Annotated in this window: 3 protein-coding genes; 1 reads left to right on the forward strand and 2 read right to left on the reverse strand. The window is 72.7% G+C overall.

All coding sequences use genetic code 11. The annotated features are described in order from the left end of the window. Nucleotides 1-9 precede the first annotated feature (9 nt). Together OG627_RS04960 and OG627_RS04965 are read right to left on the reverse strand one after the other, a co-directional pair. A complete protein-coding gene (locus OG627_RS04960; protein ID WP_329061793.1) occupies nt 10-4,815 on the reverse strand; it encodes a type I polyketide synthase in 4,806 nt (1,601 codons plus the stop codon). After that, nucleotides 4,815-10,319 carry an SDR family NAD(P)-dependent oxidoreductase gene (locus tag OG627_RS04965; protein WP_329072368.1) on the reverse strand — a complete coding sequence of 1,835 codons (5,505 nt, stop codon included), beginning with the start codon at nt 10,317-10,319 and terminating at the stop codon, nt 4,815-4,817. Before OG627_RS04965 ends, OG627_RS04960 begins: the two co-directional genes overlap by 1 nt. Before the next feature lie 766 nt (nt 10,320-11,085). Here OG627_RS04965 and OG627_RS04970 point away from each other — a divergent pair. Beyond that, complete coding sequence (locus OG627_RS04970) at nt 11,086-13,809, forward strand: helix-turn-helix transcriptional regulator (RefSeq protein WP_329061795.1); 2,724 nt, start codon at nt 11,086-11,088, stop codon at nt 13,807-13,809. Nucleotides 13,810-13,863 lie beyond the last annotated feature (54 nt).

Genomic DNA, 13,863 nt, shown 5'->3' on the forward strand with positions numbered 1-13,863 from the left:
GTCACCCGGTCACGCCGAGCCGAGTTCGTTGTCGATGAAGGCGAAGACGTCGTCGGCGGAGGCGTCCTCGAGCCGGCCGGCGACCGACACTCCGTTGCCCGCGGCCAGCGTCTCGTTGAGTCCGTTGAGCACCGCCTGCACCCGTGCGGTGAGGCGGCCCTGCTCGATGTCCTCGGCGCTGAGTCCGGCGAGCCTGGCCTCCAGGCGCTCCAGCTCCGCGAGGACCGAGTCGGCGGACGCGTCGGGCTCCCCCAGCTCCGTACCGAGGTACTTGGCGAGCGCGGTGGGTGTCGCGTAGTCGAAGATCAGTGTGGCGGGCAGGGGGACACCGGCCGCGGTGCTGAGCCGGTTGCGCAGATCGACGGAGGTGAGGGAGTCGAAGCCGAGGTCGCGGAAGGCTGCGGTCGGCTCGACCGAGCCCGCTCCGTCGTAGCCGAGCACCAACGCGGCCTGGCCGCAGACCAGTTCCTCCAGCGCGCGGTCCCGCTCGCCGCCGGTCATCGCGGCGAGCCGCTGGGCGAGGTCGTCGGGGACCGAGGTGTCGCGCGCGGTCGCCAGCCCCTGGACCTCGGGCAGACCGGCGAAGAGCGGGCTGGGCCGGGTGGAGGTGAAGGCGGGGACGAACTTCGTCCAGTCCACGTCGGCCACGGTCACGGTGGTGTCGCCGGACTCCAGCGCGCGGCGCAGCGCGGTGACCGCGCGGGCGGGGTCCATCGAGGCGATGCCCAGTCCCCGGCCCGCGTCGCGCACGGCGCCGTGGTCGGCCATTCCGGCGCCGCCCCAGGGCCCCCAGGCCACCGAGGTGGCGGCGAGCCCGGACGCGCGCCGGTATTCGGCGAGGCCGTCGAGATAGGCGTTGGCCGCCGCGTAGTTGGCCTGTCCGGCGCCGCCGACGGTGGCGGTGAGGGAGGAGAACAGCACGAAGGCGCTGAGCCCGAGCGGTTCGGTCAGCTCGTGCAGGTTGCGGGCCGCGTCGGCCTTGGGGCGCAGTACGGCGTCGAACCGGTCGGGGGTGAGCGCGTCGAGCACGCCGTCGTCCAGCACACCGGCCAGATGCATGACCGCCGTCAGCGGGTGTTCGTCGGGTACGGCGGTGTCCAGCAGCTTGGCGAGGCTGTCGCGGTCGGCGACGTCGCAGGCGGCCAGCGTGACCTTCGTACCGGTCTCGGACAGGGTGCGCACCAGTTCGGCGGCGCCGGGCGCGTCCTCGCCCCGGCGGCTGACGAGGAGCAGGTGCTCCGCGCCCTCGGCCGCCAGCCAGCGGGCGATCTCGGTGCCGACGGCGCCGGTGGCGCCGGTGACCAGCACCGTGCCGGTGGGGCTCCAGGGCGCGCCGGCGCGCGGCGGCGCGTGCTCCAGGCGGCGCGCGAAGGCGCCGGACTCGCGGACGAGGATCTGGTCCTCGTCGCCGGGCGCGCTCAGTACGGTGGCGAACCTGGCCCGGGTGCGGGGTCCCGGTTCGGCGGGCAGGTCGATGAGGCCGCCCCAGCGCTCGGGGTGCTCCAGCGCGGCGACCCGGCCGAGGCCCCAGACCCGTGCCTCGCCGAAGCCGTCGGGGCGGGCGGACGACTCGTGGGCCATGGCGTCACGGGTGACGGTCCACAGGGGGGCGGCGGTCCCGGCGTCGCCGAGCGCCTGGACGAGGGCGGAGGTCGCGGTGAGCGGGGAGTCCAGCGGCAGCAGGGAGAGCACTCCGTCGCACTCGCCCTGCTCCGCGAGGAGTCCGGCCAGCGCGGTACGGTCCATGGCGCTCGCGGGGACGGCGAGGGTGTCGACCAGCAGGCCCCGTTCGGTGAGCGCCGTGAGCACGGCCCCGGTCCAGGCGTCCCCCGCCCGGGTCTCGGGGACGACGGCGAGCCAGCGGCCAGCGGGCAGCGCGGCCGTGTCCTCCGTACCGGGCAGCATCTGCCAGCCGACGCGGTAACGCCAGCTGTCCACGGTGGAGTTGGCCTGCCGCTGGTCGTGCCAGGAGGCGAGTGCCGGTACGAGCGCGGCGACCGACGCCTCGTCGCTCACGCCGAGGGTGGCGGCGACGGCGGGGATGTCCTGGCCGCGTACCAGCTCCCAGAACGCGTCGCCCTCGTCGGACGGGCCGGTGGAGGTGGCGGGGCCGGTGAGCGAGGGGGCGTTCTCCCAGTGGCGGTCGCGGCGGAAGGGGTAGGTGGGCAGGCCGACCACCCGGGCCCCGTCGAAGATCACCCGCCAGTCGGGGACGAGGCCGCCGGTGTGCAGCCGGCAGACGGCGGTCAGCAGCGCCCGCGCCTCCTCCTGGTCGCGGCGCTGGGTGCCGATCATCTCGTCCACGGTGTCCTGGGCCATGCTCGTGAGCACGGAGTCGGGGCCGATCTCCAGGAAGCGGGTGGCGCCCTCGGCCGCGAGGGTGCGCACGCCGTCGTGGAACCTGACGGCGTGGCGGACATGCCGGACCCAGTACTCCGGCGAGGTCAGTTCGTCGCTGACCAGTCCGGTCACGTTGGACACGACGGGCAGCCGCGGCGGGTGGAACTCCAGCCCCTTCAGCACCTCGCGGAAGGGCTCCAGCATGGGGTCCATCAGATGCGAGTGGAAGGCGTGCGAGACGCGCAGCCGGGTGGTCTTCCCGATGTGCCCGGCCAGTGCGGTGACGGCCTCCTCGTCGCCCGAGACGACCACCGAGCGGGGCCCGTTGACGGCGGCGATGTCGACGCCCTCGGTGAGCAGCGGGGTGACCTCGTCCTCGCTCGCCAGCAGCGAGACCATCGCGCCGCCGGCGGGCAGCGACTGCATGAGCCGGCCGCGCGCCGCGACCAGGGCGACGGCGTCGGAGAGCGAGAACACACCGGCGATGTGGGCGGCGACGACCTCGCCGATCGAGTGGCCGCCGAGCAGGTCCGGCCGGATGCCCCAGGCGGTCAGCAGCCGGAACAGCGCGACCTCGAAGGTGAACAGGGCGGCCTGCGTGTACATCGTCTGGTGCAGCAGCTCCGAGTCCGCGTCGAGGATCACCTCGCGCAGCGGCCGGCCGTCGTGCGCCCCGGTGTCCGGGTCCGGGTGTGTGGCCGTGTGTGCGGCGAAGTGCCGGTCGAACTCGGCGCACACCTCGTCGAAGGCCCGCGCGAACTCCGGGTACGAGTCGTACAGTTCACGCCCCATGCCGGCGCGCTGCGAGCCCTGCCCGGAGAACAGCACGGCGAGCCGTCCCGGCTCGGCGGCGACCACCGGTGCCGTACGCCCCTGCGCGATCGCGCGCACCCCGTCGAGCAGTTCGTCGCGGGTCCGGCCGGTGACGGCCACCCGGTGGGCGAAGGCGGAGCGGGTGGTGGCCAGCGAGTAGCCGATGTCGGCCGGGTCGTGGTCGCCCGCCACGGTGAGCAGCCGGCTCGCCTGGGTCCTCACCGCGTCGGCGGTACGGGCGGAGAGCACCCAGGGCACCACCGGCAGCGCCGACGGTGCCCGCTCCCCGGCGGGTTCGGGGGCCTCGGCGGGCGGGGCCTCCTCGATGATGATGTGCGCGTTGGTGCCGCTGATCCCGAACGAGGAGACCCCGGCGCGGCGCGGCTGCCCTTCGGTGGTCCACGGCCGGGCCTCGGTCAGCAGCTCGACATCGCCCGCCGTCCAGTCCACGGCGGTGGTCGGCCGGTCGGAGTGCAGGGACTTGGGCAGCACGCCCGAGCGCATCGCCATGACCATCTTGATCACGGCGGCCACCCCGGCGGCGGCCTGCGGGTGTCCCATGTTCGACTTGATGGAGCCGAGCCACATCGGCCGCCCCTCGGGCCGGTCCTGGCCGTACGCGGCGATGACGGCCTGTGCCTCGATGGGGTCGCCGAGGGTGGTGCCGGTGCCGTGCGCCTCGACGACGTCGACCTGGTTCGGGGAGAGCTGCGCGTCGGCGAGCGCCTGCCGGATGACGCGGATCTGGGCCGGTCCGCTGGGGGCGGTCATGCCGTTGGAGGCGCCGTCCTGGTTGATCGCACTGCCCCGGACCACGGCGAGCACCTCGTGCCCGTTGCGTATCGCGTCGGACAGCCGTTCCACCAGCAGCATCCCGGCGCCCTCGGACCACGCCGCGCCGGAGGCGTCCTCGGAGAAGGAGCGGCAGCGGCCGTCGGCTGACAGCGCCCGGCGCTCGCTGAACTCGATGAACATCTCCGGGCTCGCCATCACGGCGGCGCCGCCGGCCAGCGCGAGGGTGCACTCCCCCTTGCGCAGCGCCTGGCAGGCCAGGTGGAGCGCGACCAGCGAGGCGGAGCACGCGGTGTCCATCGTGACCGCGGGCCCTTCGAGGCCGAGGGTGTAGGCGATACGGCCGGAGACGATGGAGCCGGAGATGGTGCCGCCCACGTAGTCGTGGTGCATCAGACCGACGAACACACCGGTCGGGCTGCCCTTCACCGACTGCGGATCGATCCCGGCCCGCTCCAGCGCCTCCCAGGAGACTTCGAGGAGCAGCCGCTGCTGCGGGTCGGTGCCGGGCGCGTCCTTGGGGCTGATCCCGAAGAAGGCGGGGTCGCACTCGGCCGCGTCGTGCAGGAATCCGCCGTGGCGTACGTAGCTCTTGCCGGTCTTCCCCGGCTCCGGGTCGTAGATCGACTCCACGTCCCAGCCGCGGTCGACGGGGAAGCCCGAGACGACGTCCACGCCTTCGTCCACGATCCGCCAGAGGTCCTCGGGCGAGCGGGCGCCCCCGGGGTAGCGGCAGCCCATGCCGATGATCGCGATCGGCTCCCGGTCCTGATCCTCCAGCTCGCGCACCCGGCGGCGGGTGCGCTCCAGTTCGGTCGTCGCCCGCTTGAGATAGTCGCGCAGCTTGTCGACGCCGGCCTGCTGTTCCATCACTGGGCTCCCAGTTCGTTGTCGATCCTCGCGAAGAGTTCGTCGTCGGTGGCGGTACCGATGTCCTCGGGCGGCCCGGCGTCGCCGGTCCTGCCGTGGGTGTCGTGCCAGGTCCGCAGGAGCGCCTCCAGCCGGGCGGTGATCCGGGCGTGCGAGCCGTCCTGGTCGGGCAGCGCCGCCAGCGCGGCCTCCAGCCGGTCCACCTCCCCGACCATGGAGCGCGCCTGGTCGGCGGGGCCCGGCACGAGTCCCGCCTTGAGGTAGGCGGCCAGCGTGACGGGCGCGGGCTGGTCGAAGACCAGGGTGGCCGGGAGGGAGAGGCCGGTCGCGGCGCCGAGCAGATTGCGCAGTTCCACGGCGGCCAGCGAGTCGAATCCCATCTCCTGGAAGGCGCGTCCCGGGTCCACCGACTCCGCCGAGTCGTGTCCGAGGACGGCGGCGACATGGGTGCGGACCAACTCCAGCAGGGCGCGGTCCCGTTCGGGCTCCGGCAGCGGTACGAGCCGCTCGCGCCAGGACCGCATCTCCCCGCTCCCGCCGCCCGTCCCGGTGGTTCCGGCCGCCCGCCGGGGGGCGCCCCTGACCAGCCCGCGCAGCAGCGGGGGCACACCGTCGGCCCTGGCCCGTACGGCGGCGAGGTCGAGGAGGACCGGGACGACCAGCGCGTCCGGGGAGTCCAGGGCCGCGTCGAAGAGTTCCAGGCCCCGCGCGGCGGACAGCGGGGGCAGTCCGATCCTGCGCATGCGTTCGAGGTCGGAGTCGTCCACCTGTCCGGCCAGGCCGCCGACCTCGGACCACAGGCCCCAGGCCATCGACACGGCGGGCAGTCCGGCCGCGCGGCGGTGGATTGCGAGGGCGTCCAGGAAGGTGTTGGCCGCCGCGTAGTTGGACTGTCCGCCGCCGACCAGCAGTCCGGCGGTCGAGGAGAACAGGACGAAGGCGGTGAGGTCGCGGTCGCGGGTCAGCTCGTGCAGGTTCCAGGCCGCGTCGACCTTCGGCCGCAGTACGCGCTCCACCCGCTCGTCGCCGAGCGAGCCGAGCATTCCGTTGTCGACCACACCGGCCGCGTGCACGATGCCGCGTACGTCGTGCCGGCCGAGCAGGTCGGCCAGCTGGTCGCGGTCGGCGGCGTCGCAGCGCGCGATCGTGACGTCCGCGCCCAGCTCCTCCAGTTCGGCGCGGAGTCGGGCCGCGCCGGGCGCGTCCTCGCCGCGCCTGCTCGTCAGCAGCAGGGTGCGTACGCCGTGGTCGGTGACGAGGTGACGGGCGATCAGCCCGCCGAGGCCGCCGGTGCCGCCGGTGATCAGCACGGTCGCTTCGACGTCCCACACGGGCGGGCCGCCGGGCTTCGCCCTGGCCAGCCGGGGCGCGAACAACTCGCCTTCCCGTACGGTGATTTCGGGCTCGCCGGCGGCGAGCGCCGCGGACAGGCCGCGCGTGCCGTCGCTCTCGACCAGCAGGAAGCGGCCGGGGTTCTCGGACTCGGCGGCGCGGACCAGACCGGCGAGCGGCGCGTGGCTCAGTTCGCCCGCCTGGGTCACCACCGCGAGCCGGGCTCCGTCGAACCGCCCGTCCGCCAGCCACTCGCGCAGGGCCGCGAAGGTGCGGCCGACCGTGTCGCGGACCGCCGCCGGCACGTCGGCCAGGGGGCTCACGGGTACCGGAAGGACGACCACGTCGGGCACCGGTCCGTCGAACGAGCCGAGGTCCGCGTGGACCGGTACGTCGAGACCGAGGTCGTGCGGGCCGCACACCGCCAGTCCGACGGTGGAGGGCCCGGCGGGAACCGGTACCGGCACGAGATCGAGACGGTAGAGCGACTCGCCCGGATCAGCGGCCAGCTGTTCCACCGACACCGGGCGGGCGACCAGGGCGCCGACGGAGGCGACCGGCGCGCCCGCGCCGTCCGCGACGGCCAGCGCCACCGCCTCCTCGCCGTCCTTGGTGATGCGCAGCCGCAGGGTGTCCGCCCCGGCCGCGTGCAGCGCGACCCCGCTCCAGGTGAAGGGCAGGACCGCCTGGCCGTCGCCGAGTTCGAGCAGGTTCACGTGGAGCACGGCGTCGAGCAGGGCGGGGTGCACCCCGTACGACCCGGCGGTGGCCCGCGCGCTCTCGGGCAGCGCGGCCTCGGCGTACAGCTCCTCCCCCCGCCGCCATACGGCGCGCAGCCCCTGGAACACCTCGCCGTAGCCGTAGCCGACCCGGGCCAGCCGGGGGTACAGCTCGCCGAGTTCGACGGCTTCGGCGCCCTCGGGCGGCCATACGCTCAGATCGAAACCGGCCGCCGTGCCGTCCCCGCCCCGCAGCACACCGCTCGCGTTGCGGCTCCAGGGCGCCTCGGGGGTGTCGGCGCGCCGGGAGTACACCGTCAGCGAACGCCGTCCGCCGTCGTCGGCGCCGACGGCCACCTGCACGACCGTCGCGCCCTGTTCCGGGAGGACCAGCGGCGCCTGGAGGGTCAGCTCCTCCACCACCTCGCAGCCGACCCGGTCGCCGGCCTGGAGGGCCAGCTCCACGAACGCGGTGCCGGGCAGCAGGACCGTACCGAGCACCACATGGTGGGCGAGCCAGGGCTGCGCGGACAGCGAGAGCCGTCCGGTCAGCACGGCCCCGCCCGTGTCGGGCAGCTCCGTCACCGCGCCCAGCAGCGGGTGTCCGGCGGACACTTGGCCGAGTCCGCTCGCGTCACCGCCGCCGCCCGCCGACTCCAGCCAGAGCCGGCCGCGCTGGAACGGGTACGTGGGCAGATCCACCCGGGCCGCCGGGCGGCCGGTGCGGCGGCCCGCGAAGCAGGCGGCCCAGTCGACCGGCACGCCGTGCGTGTGCAGCCGGGCGATCCCGGCGAGGAACGCGCGCTCCTCGCCGCCGTCACGGCGCATGGTCGCGGCGGACAGCAGGCCCTCGGAGACGCAGTCCTGGGCCATCGCCGTCAGCACCGCGTCGGGGCCCAGCTCCACCGACGTACGGACCCCCAGACCGGTCAGCGTGCTCATCGCCGCCTCGAAGCGGACCGGCCCGCGCACATGGTCCACCCAGTGCTCGGGCGAGCCCAGCTCCTCGGCGGTGGCGAGGGCGCCGGTGAGGGTCGACACGATCGGGATGGCGGGCGCGCCGTACGTCAGTGTCTTGGCGACATCGCCGAACTCCGCCAGCATCGGTTCCATCAGCGGCGAGTGGAAGGCGTGCGAGACGGTGAGCGGGCGGGTCCTGTCGAACCGGGACGCGATCTCGGCGACCGCGTCAGCCTCGCCCGAAACGACCACCGCGCGGGGCCCGTTGACGGCGGCGATCCCGACACGTCCCGGCAGCTCGGCGAGGTGGGGCAGGACGTCGGCCTCGGCGGCGCGCACGGCGGTCATGGCGCCGCCCTCGGGCAGCCCGCTCATCAGCCCGCCGCGCGCGAGCACCAGCGTGACCGCGTCAGGGAGCGACAGCACCCCGGAGACGTGTGCGGCGGCGAGTTCGCCGACCGAGTGACCGACCAGGAAGTCGGGGCGCACGTCGAGCGACTCCAGCAGCCGGAAGAGCGCCACCTCGACGGCGAAGATCGCGGCCTGGGCGTGGTCGGTGCGGTGGAGGGTCTCGTCGCCGTCCTCGATCACCTGGACCAGCGGGCGGTTCAGCTCCGGGTCCATCAGCGCGGCCACCTCGTCGAACGCGGCGGCGAACACCGGGAAGGCGCGGTGCAGTTCGCGCCCCATGCCGGGACGCTGGGAGCCCTGGCCGGTGAAGAGGAAGGCCACCTTGCCCCGGCCGGCGAGTCCGCGGGAGCGGTCGTTCCCGGCCCCCGCGCCGGACCCGGTGCCGGCCTCCGCGGCGAGCGGGATCAGCGAGGCGAGGAGTTCGCCGGTGTCGGCGCCGACGACGACCGCGCGGTGTTCCCAGTGGGAACGGGTGGTCGCCAGCGAGAGGCCGACGTCGGCCGGGTCGAGGCCGGGGCGGCCGGTGACCCACTCCCGTATCCGCCGGGCCTGACCGGCCAGCGCGGCCGGGGTGCGCGCCGACAGGAGCCACGGGACCACGGTGGAGCCGCCATCGGGGGCGGTCGAGTCCCCGGCCGGGTCCGTGGCCTCTTCCGCGCGGGCCGTGGGCTCCCGCACCGGGGCCGTGGGCTCCTCGGCCGGCGCCTCTTCGAGCACCACGTGCGCGTTGGTGCCGCTGATGCCGAACGACGAGACCGCGGAGCGCCTCGGCCGCCCGGTCTCCGGCCACGCCAGCTGCTCGGTGAGCAGTTCCACGGCGCCCGCGTCCCAGTCGACCTGCGCCGAGGGTTCGTCGATGTGCAGGGTCCTGGGCAGCGTGCCGTGCCGCATCGCGAGGACCATCTTCATCACCCCGGCCACTCCGGCGGCGGCCTGGGTGTGCCCGAGGTTCGACTTGATCGAACCGAGCCGCAGCGGCCGCCCGTCGGGGCGGTCCTGACCGTAGGTCGCGAGCAGTGCCTGTGCCTCGATCGGGTCGCCGAGGGAGGTGCCGGTGCCGTGCGCCTCGACCGCGTCGACGTCCGCCGCGCTCAGTCCGGCGCTCGCCAGCGCCTGGCGGATCACGCGTTGCTGGGAGGGGCCGTTGGGCGCGGTCAGCCTGCTGCTGGCGCCGTCGGAGTTGATGGCGGTGCCCCTGACCACGGCCAGTACCCGGTGGCCGAGGCGGCGCGCGTCGCTGAGCCGCTCGACCAGCAGCATGCCCGCGCCCTCGCCCCAGCCCGTACCGTCGGCCGAAGCGGCGAACGCCTTGCAGCGGCCGTCCGGGGAGAGTCCGCGCTGACGGCTGAAGTCGACGAAGGTCTCGGGGGTCGACATCACGGTGACCCCGCCGGCCAGCGCCAGCGTGCATTCGCCGGACTGGAGGGCGCGCACCGCCCAGTGCAGCGCGACCAGGGAGGACGAGCAGGCCGTGTCGATGGTGACGGCCGGTCCCTCAAGACCGAAGGTGTAGGCGACCCGGCCCGAGGCGATGCTTCCGGCGCTGCCGTTGGCGAGATAGCCGTCGAGGTCGTCGGGGGCCGAACTCAGCCTGGTCGCGTAGTCGTTGTACATGACTCCGGCGAACACCCCGGTCCTGCTGCCGCGCAGCGCGGACGGCACGATCCCGGCGTCCTCGAACGCCTCGAAGGAGGTCTCCAGCAGCAGCCGCTGCTGCGGGTCCATCGCCAGCGCCTCGCGCGGGCTGATCCCGAAGAAGTCATGGTCGAAGTCGGCGGCGTCGTGCAGGAATCCGCCGGTGCGGGCGTAGGTCCTGCCCGGCCGGCCGGGGTCGGGGTCGTAGAGGGATTCGATGTCCCAGCCGCGGTTCACGGGGAAGTCCGACACGGCGTCGGTGCCGGCGGCGACCAGGTCCCACAGCTCCTGGGGAGCGCTGACACCACCGGGGTACCGGCATCCCATGCCCACGATCGCCACCGGTTCGTGCGCCCGGTTCTCGGACTCGCGCAGCCGGCGCCGCGTCTCGCGCAGATCCGAAGCCGTTCGCCGAAGGTAGTCGAGCAGTTGGTCCTCGTTGTTCACCAGCGCAGCCATCCGATCGAAATCGAAACAAGCCTTCGGAATCAAAGGGTCCCTGACTTCGCGAGGGGGATGCCTGACCTCTCCATCCACGTCCCCGCCAGTCGGAGGCTAAGGAGCCCGGGAGGTACCGGCCAACCCCTACCGCCCCCAGCGGGACCCGTACGGTGCCCGATCGGGCAGCCATGAGGCTTATGCGCGCCCGAAGCGTGCGGTCCTCCGCCCGAATCCGAGGCTCTTCGAGGCTTTTCGGTTGCCCATGATCCAACAAAAACTCACAAGCACTTTCGACCGGGTCAGGACGGGGCCGAACCCCCTCAAGTCCTGGTTGACATCGTTACCAAAGCCAATTAGCATCCGATCCTGCCAGGCTCAAAACGTGATTTAGTTTTCACCTTCAATAAACACGCGCGGGGGCCATGGAAACTGCAATGGCGATGAATTGCTTGTTACTTTTTGATGAATTGAAGGCCGGGCGGCCGCACCGGCCACCGAAAACCGTCGGCCGGAACATCGGGGCGCGCTTCTCCGCCTCCGCCATGCCCACCGCGGCCGGAAGCGGCATCCGGCGCTCCCGCGCGCAGCCACTACTAGTGCAGATCCTGGAACACCTTCCTTCCGCGACGCCCGGTGCCGCGACCAGCTGAACGGCACAGCACCTCACGGACGTCACCAGTTCGCCCCCCACGACCAGCGGACGATCCTGCTTGCTGGAACTGGCGTGGGAGGGTGCGCAACCTACCGGGAATGCTGACCACTGGGGACCAAGATGTACCTGTTCGATCGTGACAAAGAACTGGAAATCCTGCGCGGCGCATTCGCCGAGTCCTTCGACGGATCAGGGCAACTCGTCATCATCACCGGAGGCCCCGGATCGGGGAAGACCGGACTGATAGATGAATTCTTGAATACTGCGGGCGAAACAGACGCGAGATTACTGACGGCCACCGCTTCCCTCGCCGACCGGTCACATCCGATGGCCGTGATCCGGCAATTGCTGCATAACGGAGGAGTCGATTCCGGCCCTCTGGATCAGGTGAAATGCGACACACAATCCAGCCATGTCGTTTCCGCCGCCCTGCTGGAACTGGCGAAGGACGACCCGATGGTCATCGCCATTGATGACGCCCATCTCATGGACAGTGCGTCTTTGCAGACCGTCCTTCATCTGTTGAGACGGATACGGTCGAAGAAGATCATGGTGGTGTGTGTCAGCTGGGAACAGTTCGGCCCGACCGGGCCCCGGGTCCACGCGGAGCTGATCCGGCTGCCGCACCGCCGGGTACGGCTGAGGCCGCTCTCCCCGCAGGGCGTGGCCCGGCTGCTCTCCATACAGACGGACCAGCCGCTGCCCACGGACGCCAGCAGCGTCTACCACCGTACGACCGCGGGCAACCCGATGCTGGTGAACGCCCTGTTGGACGACAGCGCCCGGCTCGGCACCACCATCGGTGAGCCCGTCGCCAGCCTCGCCTACCGGCAGGCCGTGCTCGACTGCCTCCAGCGCGGGGACTCCCTCCAGCTGCGGGTGGCCAGGGCGATCGCCGCGCTCGGCGAACAGGCGACCGCGAAGACCGCGGCGCCGCTCGCGGACACGTCGCCCGACTCGGTCCAGGAAGTCGTCGACATCCTCGACTCGATGGGCCTGCTCAGCGGCTACCGCTTCCGCCACCCGGCCGCCGCGAGCGCGGTGCTGGGCGACATGGAGGCGGCCGAACGGTCACGGCTGCACAGCGCCGTCGCACGCCTCCTCTACCTGGACGGCGCGCCCGCGCCCGACGTGGCGAAGCACCTGGTGGCGGCCGATCAGGTCACCGAGCCGTGGGGGCCGGCCGTACTGCGGCTGGCGGCCGAGCAGGAACTGGCCGTGGACAACGTCGGCCAGTCGACGGACTTCCTCCAACTCGCCCTGCGGGAGTGCGAGGACAAGCACGAGTGGCAGGCCCTCTCCGCCGAACTGGCCCGCGCGGAGTGGCGGGTGAACCCGGCCGCCGCGGCGCCGCACCTCGAACCGCTGCGCCAGGCGGTACTGGAGGACACCCTCGATGTGCAGGACACCGCGACGGTGCTGCGGCACATGCTGTGGCAGGGCGACGCCGAACTGGCCGCCGAGACGGTCACCACCCTGGGCGGCGCGCACACCGTGGCCGACGCGCAGGTCATGGCCGAGGTCGACTTCATCAGACACTGGTTCTACGGTGTGCCGCGCGTCAGCCGGCGCGCCGACCTGACCAGGACGGCCGCACTGGAGCGCGCCACCCCGGACAGCGCGGACAGCCTCTGGACGAAAGTGGCGCTGCTGGTCAACGGGCTCGCCACCGACGAGTCCGTGGCGAATGTGGCCGAGTCGCTCCAGAGCTACCAGTTCAGCCATCTGAAACTGGAGCTGGTGGCGATGTCCCTGCTGGCCATCGCGCACACCGACAGGACCGCGATCGCCGTCGAGACCTGCGACGCGCTGCTGGAGTGCGCGGTGGAGCGCCGCGCCACCACCTGGCAGGCGTTACTGAGCAGCATCAGAGCCGAACTCGCCATGCTCCAGGGCGATGTGGTCACCGCCGGGACCCGCGCGACCGAGGCCCTGGATCTGCTGCATCCGCAGGGCTGGGGGGTGCTGGTCGGACTCCCCCTGTCCACGGCGATCTTCGCGCACACGCACCTGGGCAACCACGCGGCCGCCGCCGAGCTGCTCAAGCGCAAGGTGCCGGACACCATGTTCCAGACCATCTTCGGAATCCAGTACCTGCGGGCCAGGGGCCATCACCACCTCGCGACCGACCGGGCGTTCGCCGCGCTCAACGACTTCGAGGCGTGCGGCCAGTTGATGCGCGACCGGAACCCCGATCTTCAGCAGGGCGTTCCCTGGCGCATCGATCTCGCCCAGGCCAATCTGCGGATCGGCAAGGTCAGGCTCGCCAAGGAGTGGGCCGAGAAGCAGATCCGGCTGCCCGGCGGGCACAGCTCGCGCTCGCGCGCCATGGCGCTGCGGGTGCTGGCCGGCGCCAGCCAGCCCCGGCACCGCGCCTCGCTGCTGCGCAAGGCGATCGATCTGCTCCAGGCCTGCGGTGACCGGCTGGAACTCTCGCTGGCGTTCGCCGACCTGTCGGCGGCCCACTACGAGCTGGGCGACTACGCGCGGGCCCGTCTCGTGGCGCGTCAGGCCGCCCAGGAGGCGGAGGTCTGCCGGATCGCCTCGCCGGTGGGCAACCGGCTGGACAATCCCCCGCCGACCGGTCCCCCGGCCGGTGACGACATCGCGCCGATCCTGAGCGATGCCGAGTGCCGGGTGGCGGGGCTGGCCGCGCTCGGGTACACCAACCGGGAGATCAGCAGCCGGATCCATGTGACGGTCAGCACGGTGGAGCAGCATCTGACGCGTGTCTACCGGAAGCTGAACGTCGCCAGCCGGGCGGAGTTGCCGTCGAAGGTGCTGGAGCACCGGATCCCCACCATGTCGGAGCGAATACCCGGGAGCCGGTCGACGGCCGTGTAGGACCGGCCGGATGACCCGCTCGTCCCCCGTCTCAGCCTTTACCTCCCGTACGCG

The sequence above is a fragment of the Streptomyces sp. NBC_01429 genome, from assembly GCF_036231945.1.
In the GTDB taxonomy this organism is placed as follows: Bacteria; Actinomycetota; Actinomycetes; order Streptomycetales; family Streptomycetaceae; genus Streptomyces.